General features: G+C 31.4%; 17 protein-coding genes. 10 read left to right on the forward strand and 7 right to left on the reverse strand.

The features are described from left to right. Positions 1-102: 102 nt before the first annotated feature. The 6 genes from FNW21_RS01595 to FNW21_RS01620 all read right to left on the reverse strand — a co-directional run bounded on the left by FNW21_RS01595 (position 103) and on the right by FNW21_RS01620 (position 7,420). A complete protein-coding gene (locus FNW21_RS01595) occupies positions 103-3,525 on the reverse strand; it encodes a helicase-related protein (protein ID WP_144254977.1) in 3,423 nt (1,140 codons plus the stop codon). Between the two features lie 86 nt (positions 3,526-3,611). Further along, positions 3,612-4,505, reverse strand: coding sequence for a hypothetical protein (locus tag FNW21_RS01600; RefSeq protein WP_144254978.1), 894 nt, complete (start codon positions 4,503-4,505; stop codon positions 3,612-3,614). Positions 4,506-4,515: 10 nt separating this feature from the next. After that, entirely contained in the window at positions 4,516-4,794 is a 279-nt protein-coding gene (locus FNW21_RS01605; RefSeq protein WP_144254979.1) for a helix-turn-helix domain-containing protein, read from the reverse strand. A 2-nt stretch (positions 4,795-4,796) separates the two neighbouring features. Then, positions 4,797-5,093 carry a helix-turn-helix domain-containing protein gene (locus tag FNW21_RS01610; RefSeq protein ID WP_144254980.1) on the reverse strand — a complete coding sequence of 99 codons (297 nt, stop codon included), beginning with the start codon at positions 5,091-5,093 and terminating at the stop codon, positions 4,797-4,799. Between the two features lie 82 nt (positions 5,094-5,175). Then, the gene (locus FNW21_RS01615) at positions 5,176-6,081 is read right to left on the reverse strand and encodes a hypothetical protein (protein WP_144254981.1); all 906 of its coding nucleotides are present in this window, start codon (positions 6,079-6,081) and stop codon (positions 5,176-5,178) included. A gap of 37 nt (positions 6,082-6,118) precedes the next feature. Beyond that, positions 6,119-7,420, reverse strand: a complete 1,302-nt coding sequence (locus FNW21_RS01620; RefSeq protein WP_144254982.1) for a site-specific integrase — start codon at positions 7,418-7,420, stop codon at positions 6,119-6,121. A gap of 456 nt (positions 7,421-7,876) precedes the next feature. Here FNW21_RS01620 and FNW21_RS01625 point away from each other — a divergent pair, with 456 nt between their 5' ends. From FNW21_RS01625 to FNW21_RS16220, 7 genes are all read left to right on the forward strand, one after another. Then, complete coding sequence (locus tag FNW21_RS01625) at positions 7,877-9,115, forward strand: site-specific integrase (RefSeq protein WP_144254983.1); 1,239 nt, start codon at positions 7,877-7,879, stop codon at positions 9,113-9,115. A 59-nt stretch (positions 9,116-9,174) separates the two neighbouring features. Further along, on the forward strand, positions 9,175-10,032 hold the full coding sequence (locus FNW21_RS01630; protein ID WP_144254984.1) for an AraC family transcriptional regulator: 858 nt from the start codon (positions 9,175-9,177) through the stop codon (positions 10,030-10,032). An 80-nt stretch (positions 10,033-10,112) separates the two neighbouring features. Continuing rightward, a complete protein-coding gene (locus tag FNW21_RS01635) occupies positions 10,113-11,306 on the forward strand; it encodes an FAD-dependent monooxygenase (RefSeq protein ID WP_144254985.1) in 1,194 nt (397 codons plus the stop codon). A 20-nt stretch (positions 11,307-11,326) separates the two neighbouring features. Further along, positions 11,327-12,037 (forward strand): FAD-binding oxidoreductase, encoded by a 711-nt coding sequence (locus FNW21_RS01640; RefSeq protein WP_144254986.1) that lies wholly within the window; start codon positions 11,327-11,329, stop codon positions 12,035-12,037. Between the two features lie 50 nt (positions 12,038-12,087). Next, entirely contained in the window at positions 12,088-12,270 is a 183-nt protein-coding gene (locus FNW21_RS01645) for a hypothetical protein (protein ID WP_235889571.1), read from the forward strand. A gap of 105 nt (positions 12,271-12,375) precedes the next feature. Continuing rightward, positions 12,376-13,425, forward strand: coding sequence for a hypothetical protein (locus tag FNW21_RS01650; RefSeq protein WP_185963860.1), 1,050 nt, complete (start codon positions 12,376-12,378; stop codon positions 13,423-13,425). Further along, the gene (locus FNW21_RS16220; protein WP_185963861.1) at positions 13,404-13,892 is read left to right on the forward strand and encodes a hypothetical protein; all 489 of its coding nucleotides are present in this window, start codon (positions 13,404-13,406) and stop codon (positions 13,890-13,892) included. The genes FNW21_RS01650 and FNW21_RS16220 overlap by 22 nt, the downstream gene beginning before the upstream one ends. Here the strand turns inward: FNW21_RS16220 and FNW21_RS16225 are convergent. After that, positions 13,872-14,036, reverse strand: a complete 165-nt coding sequence (locus FNW21_RS16225; protein ID WP_185963862.1) for a hypothetical protein — start codon at positions 14,034-14,036, stop codon at positions 13,872-13,874. The two genes, FNW21_RS16220 and FNW21_RS16225, sit on opposite strands and share 21 nt — an antisense overlap. Before the next feature lie 421 nt (positions 14,037-14,457). Between FNW21_RS16225 and FNW21_RS01655 the strand changes: the two genes are divergently transcribed. The 3 genes from FNW21_RS01655 to FNW21_RS01665 all read left to right on the forward strand — a co-directional run bounded on the left by FNW21_RS01655 (position 14,458) and on the right by FNW21_RS01665 (position 16,338). Beyond that, on the forward strand, positions 14,458-14,763 hold the full coding sequence (locus tag FNW21_RS01655; RefSeq protein WP_144254988.1) for a helix-turn-helix domain-containing protein: 306 nt from the start codon (positions 14,458-14,460) through the stop codon (positions 14,761-14,763). Next, positions 14,760-15,611 carry a transcriptional regulator gene (locus FNW21_RS01660; RefSeq protein WP_144254989.1) on the forward strand — a complete coding sequence of 284 codons (852 nt, stop codon included), beginning with the start codon at positions 14,760-14,762 and terminating at the stop codon, positions 15,609-15,611. The genes FNW21_RS01655 and FNW21_RS01660 overlap by 4 nt, the downstream gene beginning before the upstream one ends. A gap of 100 nt (positions 15,612-15,711) precedes the next feature. Next, positions 15,712-16,338 carry a P-loop NTPase family protein gene (locus FNW21_RS01665; RefSeq protein WP_144254990.1) on the forward strand — a complete coding sequence of 209 codons (627 nt, stop codon included), beginning with the start codon at positions 15,712-15,714 and terminating at the stop codon, positions 16,336-16,338. Positions 16,339-16,423: the final 85 nt, after the last annotated feature.

Raw genomic sequence — 16,423 nt, forward strand, 5'->3', positions numbered from 1 at the left:
GGAGCAGTTGTAATTTCATTTACTGGTACATTCAAATTTTTGAAAAACGATTGTACTGCTTCTATAAATGGTTTGTTTTTAAAATCTTGTAGTAAGTTCATATTAGCTTATTATTAACCAAGTAATTAGATCAAAATTATCAAAATTAAATTTCTTTGAAACGTTTCCTTCAATTTTCAGTTTTTCGAGCGTTTGTTTCGGATTGGTTTTTAATTTATTGATTAAATCTAAACCTGCATTTGATATTACTTCTATTTTAGTGCCGTCTTCTAATTCTTTTTCTGCTTTAGCTTGATTGTTTATCCAATTTTTCAACGCATTACTTAATATTTTAATGGCTTCAGTATCTCCACTTTCAATTTTTGGGTCAATAGCTCTTGGTAAAGTATAGTTTTTATTAAGTTGCTCCAAAATGACCTTTTGATTGTTTGAAATTTGATTTCCTTGCAAATCAATATAAATCAACTCGTAAGATAGATAATTGGTTTCCGGATTGTATTTTTTTTGTGCAGGATAACCCAAGAGCGATATAATACCTGGTTGCATTTCGGGATTATTCTCAATTTTAATTCCAGAAAAAACACCATTAGGCATATTTTCAAATTCCTTTTTCTTTTGGTTTAGCATATTTTGTAATAGCTGACGGTAATTGTCAAAAGAAAAATCATCAAATCCTAATGTTTGTTCGCCATCAATGTCTTGCATTGTTGTTTCCATTTGTCGTAACATATTGGCGTTTTGTTGGTCTTCTAGTTTGTCTGCCTCCGCTAATTCATTAAATTCATCTGTAAATTCATCAATAACTTCTGAACCTGATATTTTCATTATCGCCATTCTTTTTTCTACTCTTTCTTTTAATCTGATGTAACCATCAATATCTTTTGCTGGCCAAAAATTTATGGTTTGTATTTTGGTATTTGGCGAACCAATACGATCAATACGCCCAACACGTTGAATCACACGAACGGGATTCCAATGAATGTCATAATTGATAACCATATCAGCATCTTGCAAGTTTTGTCCTTCGCTTAATACATCTGTAGCAATGAGTATATCAATTTGATTTTCCAGTTTATTGAATGTCATTGCTTCATTTTCTTGAATGTATTTTTGCCACTCTTGATAACATTCCTTATCTGTTAGTTCAATAGTTGTTGGTACAAAATTAGTCCAGTTTTTTTCTTTGAATAATTTTGTATAAGGTGCAAAACGCTCTAATACGTTTTCGTGTTTTTTGCTAGATTTTGTTTCATTCCAAACTTTGTTTTCATCCCCTGAAACCATTGCAAAATGGGTAAAACCTCTAGCAGTCAATTGGTCGAATAGATATTCAACAGTATCTTTATAAACAGAAAAAATAACAATTTTCTTATTGCTTGTTTTCTGCTTTTCAATAATAATAGCCAATAACTCGTCTAATTTAGTGTCAATAGACTTTAGTTCTTTTTCAGGTTTGAATTTTTCTTCAAATTCTAATAAAGCTCTACGAATGTTACCTAAAATAATTTTGTCTTTGTTAATTGCTTTTTTGAAATCATCGAGGTTATTAGCATCATCAATAGATTTTAAACTTATTGCTGTTTTCTTGCCTAAAGAAAGACTATCTAACAATCTTAATTCCTCTTCGTCTTGCTCAGTTAAAATGTCATTTATGAATTCTACCTCATCAATTATAATAGTTTGCTTCTCTTTAAGCTCTTGGTATTGATTGATTTTTTTAATAGCATTTTCGTGATGGTTGTAAATTCGGTCAACCGTAATTTGAAACGAATACCAAGAGCTTTCTAAACGTTTGAGCATTAAAATCATCATCATTTTCACAAGGAAATGCTCTCTTTGGACATCGTTCTTTAGAACTTCATCTTTCTCTGCTTTAATTCCTTTTTTCTTCTTTTCAGCCTTTTCTTTTGCTAGTCTTTTTCGTTCTTCTTTGGAAATTGTATAATAAGACGGTTGGTATGCCGATAAATTCAATTTGAAATTATCCATAAATTCAGCAAAGTTTTCTACATCTCCAAATTGTAAAGGAGTTTTGAATATGTTTATTGGTTTTTTATGAATAGGGAATGTAAGTGAATTGTCAAAATTAGCTTTTACATTTTTACGAGTTCGTGCTACCAACAAATGATCTGTTAATCTAAAAAAAGCACTGTCTTTTATTTTGCTATGGAATTCGGATAGCTTTGCTCCGGGTTCCGCGCTCCACTTATTAAATACTGTTTGTATTTCCCTAAATGTGCTCTCGATATTATTTACATCTAAAGTTTCCTTAAACCCTGTATTTTCTCCTTTAGTCATCAATTTGAATTGATTTCTAATGTCCTTGAATGAATTATTGATTGGTGTTGCCGAAAGTAAAAGTATCTTTATATCTCCTTTTGATTGTTGTAATATCTCTTCAATTAAGTATTTGTAACGACTGGACTTGTCATTTCTTAAATTATGGCTTTCGTCTATTACAAGTAACTTGGATTTATCATTTAATAAGTATTGCAAGAAGTTATCATTAAAACCACCTACTCTTAAATCAGTATGGAATTTTACATCAAAATCTAATTTATCCTCTTCAAAAATAGAATTGTTTTTTTTTATGTATTGCTTCCAGTTTTGTTCTAATTTTTTTGGACAAAGCAACAATACATCTGCTTTGTGCTGAAATGATTTCATAACAGCCAAAGCACTCCAAGTTTTACCCAAACCGACGGCATCAGCAAGAATAGCTCCGTTGTATTTATTCAACATCCTAATTAAACTGTTTACACCGCCTTTTTGAAAATCATAGAGTTTATTGAAAACAACAGTATCTTCTAATTTTATTAATTGTTTTTCAACTTCTGGATTGTCCTGTTCTTTGTGAAATAATTCAAATAAGATTTTATAATAAATTTGCTCTGGAGTATAAACTTCAAAAAGTTTTGAAATTTCGTCTATTAGATATTGCTTAAAATCTTTTTGTGAAAGTTTACCATTTTCATCAATCAATGTTTTTTTAGAATGTGCTTGAGGTCTATTCCATAAATCATTAAACCATTCTATTAATTCTTTATACTGATTGTTATTACCTGTTTCTGCAATGTTTAATTCTACATTACTTGTTGTTTTTTGACCAATACCTGCTTCTGTTAGGTTGGAACTTCCAGAAATAAAATAATGGTTTCTATCATCATTTTTAGCACTTTTTAAATATAATTTTGCGTGACAAAAATTAGGCTCAAGCGTTTTAGCCACAACTTTATCTAATTGAAGGAAACTAACTGCTTCTTTAGCTAATCTATTTAACTGAAAAGAGGTGTCAATATCGATGCTTTCATTTAATAAATCGAGTGCTTTAATCTTTTTATCAAAATTTACAATATCACCCAAAACAAAACGATAGTTTTCAATTTTATCATTAGTACTTTTAGACAAATATGCCAATGCTCCAATTGTAAAATAACCAGTAACTACATCTAGTGTTCCCTCTTCATTATATTTTGTTATCCATTCGTGGACTTTAAGCTTTTGATTTTCGTTGTCTATAATCATAAAAGTAGAAAAGTTGTTTTTGTCAGTTTTTGACTAATGATCAAAAATAATATTTTAAAACTTAATTATATGCTTTTTATTTATTTTTAAAACAAAATCTTCACCTGTGCAGTTTCCAAGTTTATAATAGTTGGAATATGCACACATTTTAAATATTTGGTCTTTCGTTCTATGATTTTTTTGATGTTGGAGTGTAAATTATTAGCACCTAATTTTTTAAAATATAGTTTCTTTTGATTGTTGAATTTGTTTCGACTTCCGTTCTTTATAATATCTTCCCAAAAATGGGTGTTAAAAAATTTAATATCAATGTCTTTTGATAAATCGAATAGCAAAACATTATCCCATTCTTTGAGTATAGATGATATTAGAATGTCGTAATTATCGAAATAAGTTAAGTCTTGAAGTGTAAACAATCCAAGTCTATGAATGAATTTTGCTTGTCCTGTTTTTACTTCAAATCTAAAAGTATTGGAATTACAATAGTCTGGAAATTGCACACCTTTATCATATACTTTTACTTGTTTATATGCTTCTAATCCGGCTTGTTTACAATAAAAATATTTTGGATGTCTTGCAAATTGTCGCTTTTCGTGATAGATTATGTTAAGGATTAAATCAGGAACATTCGTAATTGGATTGATGTTTACAGCGTATTCTAAATTGACTAAAAAACATTTTTCTAAATCAAGTTTAAAAAGTTCTTTGATGTAAAAAATAGTTTCGATACAATCTTCAATATAAAAATCATCGGCATTGTGTAAATCATTATTAAAAAAATAATGAACACTTCCACTAATTTCTAATCGGTTTTGATGCTTTGTAAAAAACAAATTTTCAAATTTTCTAGTGATAGTTTCATATATCACATCATTGTATCTCTTTTCAGATTTGCTATGAAATTCCAATAAAGGATTGTCCCATACTTGTTGTATAAGTTCATCGTCAAGGATTTTACATTTTAGATAATCTAACGGCATTTAAAAAAAATTATAGTTGCTTTTTAAATGGTCGATAGTTGTTGTCAAGCATTGTATTAATATCCTCTATTTTATAGACAATTTTATTGTTCATTTGGCTGTAAGCAATCAATCCTTTCTCTCTCCAATTGGAAGCTGTACCAGGACTAATTTTAAACAGTCTTTGAAACTCGTCATTGTCAATAATTACTTTGTCGAATACTTTTTCTTGCTTTTTAGTAACCAATTTGGTTAGCTCTTCCAAACGATTTTCAATGTTGTTTAAGCTGTCTTGAAATGGGTGGCTCATCGTTATGCTTTTTTAGGATTGATACTAATTAAAGCTTGTTCAATTTCGGAACGCTTATACCTGATGAGGTTTCCAAGTCTATACGGATTGAGGATTTTCTTTTTGTTCCAATCGGAAAGTGTAACCAAAGATACTTTTAGTATCGTGGCTGTTTCTTGTCGAGTGAGATACTCTGGCGGTGTAATGGGTTGGAAATTTTGAGCTAAAGATTTAATCTCTGCTCTAACATCAATCAAGATGCTTTCTTTGAATTCTTCGGGAGAAATTCCGAATACTTGTGTCATTTTACTTTGTTCCATCTTGATATATTTTATCGTTGTTGATGGTACAAAGTAAGGTTGGTTATGTTTTAGCAAACGTTCCTCAACGTTCCGGAACGGCTTAACTTACTTCAATTATGTTAGGTATATGGGATTTTGCTTTATCAAAAGAATTTTTATTTTCTTGATGTTTATCGTCTTCAGGGTTGAGGTATTTTCTTAACGTATCTTGATCTACTTCAACATCAAAATTTTGTTTAATTAGTTTAGCATAAGCAGTAAAATTGATTTCTCCGTTTTTATTTTTTGGAGCATCAATAAAACCATTTATTGCTAATGTTCCCAAAAAATAGCCAATATGAGTTTTTTTGCCACTCCATTTTATTCTTGGATTAACTTGTTTTTCTTCTTTTAAATCATTCACTATTTGTTGAATTTTCATTAATTGAATAATAAAATTATGACCAATATTAAATAATGAAAGAGGTAAAAAACTTAATGCTTTTGAACGTTCATATAATGTACCGATATAGTACAAACTTTCAACTTTTTTGAAATCTGAATTTAAAATTAAATTTAATACTTGGTCATCAATTTCAAATTCATCATTCTTTGTTTTTGATAAATAATAGGTTTCTAAATCTTGTGTTGCTGGGTTATCATCTATTACCGAATAATATCTTGATTGCTTACTATCGACATAAAAATCTGCTTTGATAATTTTTAATCGCAATTTTATAGCTTCAATATTAAATATTAAAAAAGCATCAAAATTCTCTGGGTCTTGTGAAGATAGGTTAATATAAATTTCAGATAAGGCGTCTTGATATTGACTTTTTATTTTATTTATTATTTCTCTACGTTTCAAATGAATTCCGTTGCTTCTTAATTCGTAGTAATAATTATTTTGATAGTTTACTGGTAAATGATATTTAGAAAAGTCGATCCCTTCTGTTTGAGTATCAATAATTAAATCGAAATAGTAGTTTTCGCCCAATAGTTTAATAAATGAATTTACGTTTTTCATAGATAAAAAATATGCCTTAAATATATTAAACTTTACCTTACTTTACTATTTTCATTTTTTTCTCTTCAAAATCCTGTTCCTCGTTTTGTTTATTCCAGTATTCTTTGAGTTTATCTGCTTTTTCTGTATTGGTAATTTTTATGTATTTCAAGAATTGGGTTTCTGTTTGATGGCCAGTGATTGCCATAATAGTAAGATTATCTAATTTGCCATATAAATTAGTTGCAAAGGAGCGACGACAAATATGTGATGTAACCAATTCCCATTTATGATACATTCCTTCTTCTTTTCTTTTCGTTTTCTTATTGATTTTAGATCCTTGAACTTTTTCTTTAAATCCTGCAACTTCACATAAATCTTTTACGTGTTCGTTAAACTTTTGGTCAGAAATTGTTCTAGGAAAACCATTCCTTTTTTCTAAAATTGATTTGACTTGAGTGTGCAGAGGAATAGTAACTGTTTGACCTGTTTTTTGTGTTTCTATCTCAATGTAGCCATTTTTAATATTGGCATCTTTCAATCTTAAAAAATCTGATATTCTTAATCCAGTTCGCAAACCAATTATAAACAAATCTCTTGTGTTTTCTAGTCGTTCCACTCCTTCAAAATCGTGATTGAAAATTTTGTTGATTTCATTGTCATTTAAATAAATACTATCTGCTGTGATTTTAGGTACAAAAAAGTTTGGATGCTCAATATGTATATGAACCGGCAATCCTTTTAATTTTGCGTCTCTGGCAATGGTTTTTAGTGTGCCAATGTAGTTTCCAATGGTACCTAAATTTATATTTTGTTCTTGCGAAAGGAAATTGACAAATTTGTCATAGAAAGTCAAATCTAAATCAGTAAATTTTAGCTTTGTTTTAAAGCGTTCTTCGTACTCTTCTAGCTTATGTTGTGTTGTTGTATATTTTGTAATAGTTCCTTTGGCAATGACCTTGTTTTTGCCTTTGATTATCCTTGTTGGTGCATTTTTAATAAAGGTTTCAATGAAAGGTATAAAAAATACCTGGTCTACAGCTGTTTCGTCAATAGGTCTATTGAAGAAATTGGCAATCTTTTTTCTTAACCAGTACTTGTCTATGAATTCGCCTTTACTATTATCAAAATTGAATTCATCAAATATGAATTTTTCAAGTTCTGAAAGTTTTTGATTAACTTCGTCTTTTGTAGTGTCAGCAGCAGTAAGTTTGACTTTTTGTTTAGCTGCACTCCATTTTTTAGGTTCAACCTTTAGATCTGTTGTAGCTGTTAAATCGCATTTTCTGCCATTTTTGAAACGCAAAAGTATATTTGTTGCGTTTTTTTCTCCTTTAATGAGGTAGTTAATAGTTGCCATTGGTACGGAATTATTAGGTTTTTCAACACTTTAAAGATACAAAATAATCCCCACATAATCCCCACATTGACTATATTTATATATAATTTACTTAATTTTACTTAACTATTACATATTAAAAAACCCTTATTTTACAAGGGTTAACGACTGTTTTAGTAAGATTTGATAAGTATAGAAAAAGTAGGTGCTTGTTCCTCTTTCTCCGCCAGTAGAAAAACAAAAAAGGCTAAAACGCTGTAAAACTTATGTTTTACAGCGTTTTTTTATTGGTGACTATACCAACAAAGTTCATTAAATGGTATTCTTTCAGTGACCTATTTAGTGACCTATTTGCATAAACTCAAATAGGTCACTAGAAATCGCTGAAACACTTGTATAATAAGGTGTTCACGTTTTGAACATCTTGTAGGAAGTGTTTAAGATGTATAATTTTATCAAACTTAAAGTCGCCACATTATGAACAAAACATTCAACCTGCTTTTCTTTGTAAAGAAAAGCAAAATCAAAGCCAACGGTACCGCTCCAATTTATTTGAGAATTACTATCGATGGAAAGCCAAAAGAAATTGCTTCCAAAAGATACATTCAACCTGATAAGTGGGACAACAAACTCCAAAAGGTTTCCGGCTCTTCAGATGAGGTAAAATCTTTAAACCTTTACTTGAAAACATTAGAGCAACAAGTTTACGATGCACATCATTCCATAATGAAAGACAAAATTACTGCCACTGCATCTAGTTTAAAGTCTAAATTACAAGGAACGGAACAAAGAGCTAGAATGTTGGTTCCCATTTTTCAAGAGCATAATGATAAAGTTGAAACTTTAGTTGGCCAAGAATTTGCACCAGGAACATTAGAGCGGTATAAAACATCTTTGAAACACACAATCGAATTTATACAATGGAAATATTCCGCTTCGGATATTGATATAAAGGATATTGACCACGCATTTATAACAGAATATGAATTCTTTTTGCGAAGTGTTCGAAAATGTGCCAACAACACAGCAGTCAAATACATTAAGAATTTTAAGAAGATTGTTAAACTTTGTATTTCTAATGGCTGGTTAGACAAAGATCCTTTCGTAAATTACAAAGTAAAAATCCGTGAAGTCGAAAGAGAATTTTTATCACAAGAAGAAATACAAACCATCTATGAGAAAGTATTTGTAACCGAACGACTAAATCAAGTCAAAGACATTTTCGTGTTTGCTTGCTTTACTGGCTTGGCATACATTGATGTAAAACAATTGACACTTTTAAATATCAGTACTGGTATCGATGGTAGCAAATGGATATTTACACATCGTCAAAAAACGGAAACCGCTTCACGAATTCCCTTACTCCCTATTCCGCAGGAATTAATCCAAAAATATGCAGCACATCCACAATGTATAAACGAAAACAAATTACTTCCAGTTTTGAGCAATCAAAAAATGAATAGCTATTTAAAGGAAATAGCGGATGTGTGCGGTATTCAAAAAGATTTAACCTTCCACATTGCCAGACATACTTTTGCGACGACTGTTACACTTACAAATGGTGTTCCAATTGAATCCGTAAGCAAAATGCTGGGGCATACTAATATTAAAACCACACAGCATTATGCAAAGATTTTGGATAAGAAAGTAAGTGAGGATATGCAGGTTTTGAGGGATAAGTTTAAAATACATAGTCAATTAAATGTAGCTAAATAAAAAAGTTTTGCAAGTTCACAATTCAAACAACTACCTTTACAAAGTAAACTTAACTTCTAATGCCTAAAAAGTCAAACCATATTCCAATAAACACGATGGTAGATATGTTTGGTGCAGGTATTGCCATCGGGAGAGCATCTATTACAGAGTTGCAAACTTTTGAAGTAGCGGAGCAATCACATCGAGACGACTATCATTTATTCTTTGTATTGGAAAAAGGAAATCTTTCTTTTGAAATTGACTTTCAAAAGTACAATGCAAAATCATTTTCTGTTATTTATATTCATCCCAATCAGGTGCATCGTTTGGGACCTTTTGAAAATGTAACCGCCAGTTTTTGGGCAATCAATAATGAAAACCTGAATCCTGAATATTTGAAATTATTGGAAGACATTACACCTGCAAAACCATTGACTTTAAATGAAGAAACGTTTTCCATTATTTCCGAAGCAGTAACTTTATGTATAAAATTATCAGAACGAAAAAATGAAAAATTACATCAGTCTTTGCTAAAAGATAGCTGTAATACGTTAGTTGCATTAGTTGCTTCACAGTATTTAGAACTATCAAAATCAATGGACGCACTTTCACGATTTGAAATTATCAGCAAAGCCTTCAAAACATTATTAGAAAGTAATTTTATATCTTCCAAAAAACCGACAGAGTACGCTCAAACCTTAAATGTATCTACTGCTTATTTAAACGAATGCGTCAAAAACACGACTGGACATTCTGTTTCTTATCACATTCAACAACGTATTATTTTAGAAGCAAAACGATTGCTTTACCATTCTGGTAAATCGGTAAAGGAAATTGCAACCGAATTGGGCTATGATGAATACAATTATTTCTCACGGTTGTTTACCAAAGTTACAGGAATGTCCGCATTAACCTTTCGGAACAAAAACCACGATTAGTCTATAACTTACCTTTTTATTGCTATTGTTTACACTTGTTTGTTGTCGCAACTTTGCACCAACAAATAAATCGTATAAAAATGGAAACAATAAAAGAAAATAAAGAAATAAACATCCTGATTTCGGGTGCAAGTGTTGCGGGGCTAACCACAGCGTATTGGCTTGTAAAATATGGTTTTAAAGTTACTATTGTAGAACGTGCCTCACATATCCGTGCAGGAGGGCAAGCTCTTGATGTGCGAGGTCCTGCATTGGAAGTAGCTAAACGAATGGGGATTTTAGATACCATTCGCAACAACAGTACAAAACTGAAAGGAATGTCGGTAGTTGATGCTTTATCAGCAAAAGAGACTTTTAGCAGTACCGAAGGCACCATAACCGCTGGCAGATTTGATAGTCCTGACGTTGAGATACTGCGTGACGATCTTTGCCGTGTTCTTTTTGAGACGGTTGGTAATCAAGTAACGTATATTTTTAATGATTCTATCCTATCAATTGACCAAGATCAAACAGGCGTTGATGTTACATTTACCAATGCAGCTCCTCAACGTTTTGACCTTGTTATTGGTGCAGACGGATTACGCTCAAATGTGCGAAAAATGGTCTTCAGTCCAGACGAGCAGTTCATCCGTTATCTTGGCTACTATGTTGCGATATTTACGATTCCAAATTTTCTTAATCTTGACTATTGGGAAGTGTTTTTTGAAAATGAAGGCATTCCTCTTGCAACCTATATAGTTAAAGAAAAAAATAGCGAAGCAAGGACGTATCTGGGATTCGGCAGTGAAAAACCAATAGATTATGACCATCGAGATATTGCATCGCAGAAGCAACTGATAAATGAAAGGGTTGAAAATATTGGATTGGAGATTCCGAAAATAAAGGAATATATGCAAGACTCATCTAACTTCTACTTCGATTCTATCAATCAAATTATTATGGATAGTTGGTCAAAAGGGCGGGTAGTGTTAGTTGGAGATGCTGGCTACAGTGCGTCTTTGTCAACTGGCCAGGGAACAACCGTTGCAATGGTTGGTGCTTATGTTTTGGCAGGAGAATTGGCTACTCATAAATACGATTTGCAAAAAGCATTCAGTAATTATGAAAGTGAATTGCGTGAATACGTTAACAACAATCAAAAACTTGCCTATGATCCGAGTACTGATTTACAACTAACATTTGCTCAATCATCGGAAGAAGAAAGTATTACTACCCCAGAAAATATGCCTGATTTTGGGCAAGCAACAATACCCTTTACATTCAAAAACTATTAGTAATTGATAATTCAGAAATAATGATTTCGAGCATACCAAAATGGGTTAGCAATTTATTCGGAAACACAATGCTACCCAATGTAAAAGTTTTAGAAACGCATTACATCAGTCCATACATCAAAAAAATACGCTTTCAAGGAGATATATCAAAATGGAGTTTTCAAATCGGCTATTCAAGTGTTATTCGTGTAAGTGATACAGAATATAGAAATTATACAGTTGCCTATCACGACATCGAAAAGGGATTTTTTGATATTATACTTCATATTCACGGAAAAGGAGTTGGAAGTACATTCCTGAATAACTTAAATATAGGCGATGAAATATTTATCAGTCCGCCAAGAGGCAAAAACTTTTACGATCCAAGCGTAAAAAAGCAGATTGTATTTGGAGATGAAACTTCGTTAGGGCTTGCCTGTTCGCTTCTTCCTGTTTTGAAACAAAACCAACATCAGTTCCAATTCTACTTTGAATTAGACGAAGAAAATAAAAATGTTCCTGAATTGTTGGGCTTGGAAAACTATACAGTTTTCAATAAAAACGGCTTATTTAGAAATGAAAAAAGGATAATCGATTTGCCTATTATTCAAACATCTGAATGGCAGACAGCAAATTTTACTATAACAGGAAACGTAAAATCTGTTCAAACTTTCAGAAAAGTTTTAAAAAACAAAACAAAAGGAAAATTCTATTCACAAGGCTATTGGCTTGAAGGGAAAAAAGGATTATAACAATTGAAAAAAATGTGGAAATGATTTATGTATTTAAAACTTCAGTAAAAATGGAAAACGACATTAACCAATTAAAGCCGTATTTAAACGAATTACTGAAAGAAGCAAAATGGAATTTTGACCTTGATGATTGCGACAAAATTTTACGAATAGACAGTGAAACAGAAATTACCAAATCGGTAATTAGACTCTTGCAAGATAAAGGTTTTGAATGCGAAGAATTACTCGATTAACATTACATAAAAGATGTATGAAATCAATTTTTATAGATTCAGATATTGACAATCATAAAAGCATCAATCAATCTAAATAGCTCAAATAAAAAATCATTTCTCAAAATGATACCAGCACTTCTAACCCTATTTATGAAACAAAAGTACATTCTGGAAACCTACGACCAGATACTAAAAGAAATCAAAAACCCGAAAATTGTTTTTGATAATGATTTTGTGGCTTTTCTAGAAAATTGTTCGGCAGAAAGTTATTTGATTTATAAAGTTGATTTTGTAAAACAAAACGGAGAAACAAAATATACTATAAAAAAACCTATCCATAATTTGCACCCAAAGGCGACAGAAATAAACGGTAAACAATGTGAACCAACATCAGAATTTGAAGAATATATTTCCGAGGTATTTGAAAAATTAGAAATAAATCATCTCGATGCTAACTTGCGTTGGTGCTCAAAAAATGATAGTAATACTTTATATATTCTACAAGAAATCGAAATTAGTAATTTATCAAATGAATTGCGGTTTTTCCTGTATTGTTATCATTCTTTAAAAAATGAAAACGATAAAATCAAAAAAATAAACAAGGCGACGATTTTTAATTTAAAATCCAAAGAGCGAGTTGAGCAGTACATTCATAAAAAACAATACGCACTCGAAAATTTAGCAAACAAATTAATCAAAGACATTAACCCAATAAATTCATCGGATATTTATCGATTTTCGTCCAATTATGATAAAATAGATTGCTTGAAAATAACCTATATTTATTTAGAAAAACTACTGCGTTTTGTAGAAAAAGAATTCAAAAACTACCTAAATGTAAATATTCAAATTCCGTATCGATCCATATTGGTCAAAGAATTTGAAATCACGGATAAGCTCAAAGAACTCAAATCACGCTTATTAGGAAGCAACATCAACGATCAATTACTAAAATTGGCTTATGAACCATTGCTAAAAATTGCCACAATCAACATTCAAGAAAAATTAACCTACTATGATTTTAATTATTGCTCCGATTTTATTTTGATATTGCATCATCAAATTGATTTTGAGAATATTACTGAAGAAGCAATAAAAGACTGCTTATTTGATTTGAATTTCAATTCGTTACAGTTTTCGATTGCCTTGTTATGGATATTTCAAAGGAATTAAAAGAAGTAGAAAACAATATCCAAAAAATTGATATTCTGTACCGAGAATTAAAAAATTACAATCAGAAACAAACCCGAAATTTTACGCGATACAATCAAAAAGTACCGTCTATAAAAGAACAAATTATCAATTGGATTGAAGAAGAAATCGAATATTTGACCAAGAAAATCAAACTCGAAGCCAATCAATTTACAAATGTTGCAAGCAATGAAGAAAAAATCAAATTTCTAACAGGATTGTCGGTCGCACAATTGTGCTATTTTTTTGGATTGCTTATCGAAACAGGAATAATAGACCACAAAAACCACGCAGACATATTTCGTTTCATTTCAGAGAATTTCAAAACGGCTAACACTGATAAAATTTCAACGGATAGCATAAAATCAAAATACTACAATATTGAAACGAGTACAAAAAATGCAATTCGTGAAAAAACAATTACATTATTAAGTCTTACGAAGCGTTAAAACTTCTGCCATCATTCTCCAGCCAAAACCAGTCATTCCAAGTAATATTTCATCTTCAATTTGAAGCAATGAGATAAGATTTGGAATTTTATGCAATTCCATAAATCGTTGCAATTCGAGACTAATTGTAATTAAATTTTTCATAATACTTGTTTTTAGATTTTACGAAAAGTCCCATTTTGAGATTGGTACAAACAACAACGTGGGACATCGATTATCAGCATCAGAGGTACGACCAAGCACCCACAGCCACGATAAACCGAGCCCACGCATTGCGTAGGCGAACAGTTTATTCATAGGCTGATTATAAGAAGTTTGGTCGTTTTCTGATGCCCTAAATAACTTTCGCTAATATATTTTATAGAGGTAAAACCTCTATTCTGTGTTCAGTGTACAAATTTAGTCATAAATGAACAAAACTCACAACAATACACCTTTAAATAAAAACTTTTTTCTGCTCAATGGTTGATTTTACTATACTTTGTTGGGGGTTGCGCAACCCCAGTAACTGGTTTGGTATTAGATTAATATTTCTCTTTGTCCAAAATATTTAAACCACAACATTATGGCAATCGAAGTTATTACCCGAGAAGATTTAAACGAATTTCGCACACTACTTTTAGCAGATTTAAACGCAATGTTTAATTCAAAACCGCAACAGCAAAAACAATGGCTCAAATCTACCGAAGTCAGAAAATTACTTAACATTTCTTCTGGCACTTTGCAAAATCTCCGCATCAACGGAACCCTAACCTACACCAAAGTTGGAGGAATTATTTTCTATGCCTATGCAGATTTGCAAAAAGTGTTAGAAAAAAATAAAGTAGATGCAACACCCAATTTATTTAATCCTAAATGGTTGGTACGATGAATTACATCAAACACCTTACAGGTTTTTTCGACAGAATCGTCCAGGATCGAAACCTAAATCCAACACATATTAGCCTTTACATTGCCCTTTTTCAATTTTGGAATGTAAATCGTTTTCAAAATCCAATAAGCATTACTCGTGATGAGGTAATGCGAATTAGTAAAATTTGTTCCAAAGCAACGTATCACAAATGTATGCGAGAACTAAACGAAAAAGGGTATATCAAATACGAGCCATCATTCAATCCATTTAAGGGTAGTATGGTCATACTTTTTAATTTTTCAGAAGACCTAAAACCAGTTCAAAAAAGAGTAAGCAACACCGAAAAAAATTTGCCAAATACTAAACAGGTCGTGAACAAGCAACGAACTAGTGATGAAACAAGCACTGAACAAGCACTAGTACCTTCTATAAACTATATAAACAAAACAAACATTTCAAACGATATAAACTTGGGTGAGCAAACGCAAAATTTTGAAATTGAAGATGAAGTTTTAAAAAATGTTGTTGAAGAAAAAAAAGAAAAAAGCTCCGCCAAAAAAGAAAAAGAGTTTGTCACTTCGAGCGTGTCATCCAGAGTGCAGTCGAAGGACGAGAAGCCAGTTTTCGATGAGGTTAAAATATTCTTCCAAGAAAATAATTTCCCAGAACTCGAAGCCAATAAATTTTTCAATTACTTCTCCAGCAACGGTTGGTTAGTTGGTGGCAAAACCCCGATGGTCAATTGGCAAGCCGCAGCCAAAAACTGGATGCTAAACGCAAACAAATTCAACTCCAACGAACCCAAATCCGACAGAGCAAAATACCTCAACATCACTACCGACAAAGATTATTCAGAACCGCTTTAAGCTAAACTTGTTTCAGCTTCTTTGCAAACCTTGCGACCCGAGCCAAAGGTCGAATTAACGAAGTAAAAACTTTGTACTCTTTGCGGTTAAACCCTAAACTATGGAAACAGAAATAAAATCCCACTACAACTACGAAGAAGTAATCCTTTGGCTTGAGAAAAAAGGAGTTGATTTATACGGAAATCATTTCAAAATCCTTGAAACCGATCATCCCATAATTTACAAACTCATCGCCTATTTCTTAAAAGACGAGGCAACTTGTTTTCAATTCAACATTGACCTCAACAAAGGAATTTTGCTTTCTGGCCCAGTCGGTTGTGGAAAAACATCGCTGATGAATTTAATGAAACACTTGGCACCAACCGAGCATAAATTTTTCGTAAAACCCTGTCGAGATATAAGTTTTGAATTTATCCAAGATGGTTACCTAATCATACACAAATACAGTAAAGGAAAACTATATGAATCAGAACCCAAAACAATATGCTTTGACGATCTCGGAACAGAAAACAACTTAAAATACTTCGGAAATGAATGTAACATAATGGCAGAAATTCTATTAAGTCGTTATGATATTTTTACTTCTAAAAAAATCCAAACGCATATCACTACTAATCTTTCGGCTTCTGAAATTGAGAATATTTATGGAAATCGGGTCAGAAGTAGATTGAGGGAAATGATTAATTTGATTGGTTTTGAAAGAAATATTATGGATAAAAGAGTTTGATAAATAGGTTAATAAGTCAAAAGTAGATAAACAATATTAATCAGAATTATTTGCTATTTTAGTAAACTTATACAATTAATCGTAA

Origin of the sequence: Flavobacterium restrictum (genome assembly GCF_007097245.1) — a bacterium.
GTDB classification, from domain to species: domain Bacteria; phylum Bacteroidota; class Bacteroidia; order Flavobacteriales; family Flavobacteriaceae; genus Flavobacterium; species Flavobacterium restrictum.

Bases quoted from the DNA above. Each gene is read 5' to 3' on its own strand.
- FNW21_RS01650 (WP_185963860.1), top strand. From the start codon at position 12,376: ATGATACCAGCACTTCTAACCCTATTTATGAAACAAAAGTACATTCTG.
- FNW21_RS01635 (WP_144254985.1), top strand. From the start codon at position 10,113: ATGGAAACAATAAAAGAAAATAAAGAAATAAACATCCTGATTTCGGGT.
- FNW21_RS01640 (WP_144254986.1), top strand. From the start codon at position 11,327: ATGATTTCGAGCATACCAAAATGGGTTAGCAATTTATTCGGAAACACA.
- FNW21_RS01610 (WP_144254980.1), bottom strand. From the start codon at position 5,093: ATGGAACAAAGTAAAATGACACAAGTATTCGGAATTTCTCCCGAAGAA.
- FNW21_RS01620 (WP_144254982.1), bottom strand. From the start codon at position 7,420: ATGGCAACTATTAACTACCTCATTAAAGGAGAAAAAAACGCAACAAAT.
- FNW21_RS01655 (WP_144254988.1), top strand. From the start codon at position 14,458: ATGGCAATCGAAGTTATTACCCGAGAAGATTTAAACGAATTTCGCACA.
- FNW21_RS01595 (WP_144254977.1), bottom strand. From the start codon at position 3,525: ATGATTATAGACAACGAAAATCAAAAGCTTAAAGTCCACGAATGGATA.
- FNW21_RS01615 (WP_144254981.1), bottom strand. From the start codon at position 6,081: ATGAAAAACGTAAATTCATTTATTAAACTATTGGGCGAAAACTACTAT.
- FNW21_RS01630 (WP_144254984.1), top strand. From the start codon at position 9,175: ATGCCTAAAAAGTCAAACCATATTCCAATAAACACGATGGTAGATATG.
- FNW21_RS01600 (WP_144254978.1), bottom strand. From the start codon at position 4,505: ATGCCGTTAGATTATCTAAAATGTAAAATCCTTGACGATGAACTTATA.
- FNW21_RS01625 (WP_144254983.1), top strand. From the start codon at position 7,877: ATGAACAAAACATTCAACCTGCTTTTCTTTGTAAAGAAAAGCAAAATC.
- FNW21_RS16220 (WP_185963861.1), top strand. From the start codon at position 13,404: ATGGATATTTCAAAGGAATTAAAAGAAGTAGAAAACAATATCCAAAAA.
- FNW21_RS01660 (WP_144254989.1), top strand. From the start codon at position 14,760: ATGAATTACATCAAACACCTTACAGGTTTTTTCGACAGAATCGTCCAG.
- FNW21_RS01645 (WP_235889571.1), top strand. From the start codon at position 12,088: ATGGAAAACGACATTAACCAATTAAAGCCGTATTTAAACGAATTACTG.
- FNW21_RS01605 (WP_144254979.1), bottom strand. From the start codon at position 4,794: ATGAGCCACCCATTTCAAGACAGCTTAAACAACATTGAAAATCGTTTG.
- FNW21_RS16225 (WP_185963862.1), bottom strand. From the start codon at position 14,036: ATGAAAAATTTAATTACAATTAGTCTCGAATTGCAACGATTTATGGAA.
- FNW21_RS01665 (WP_144254990.1), top strand. From the start codon at position 15,712: ATGGAAACAGAAATAAAATCCCACTACAACTACGAAGAAGTAATCCTT.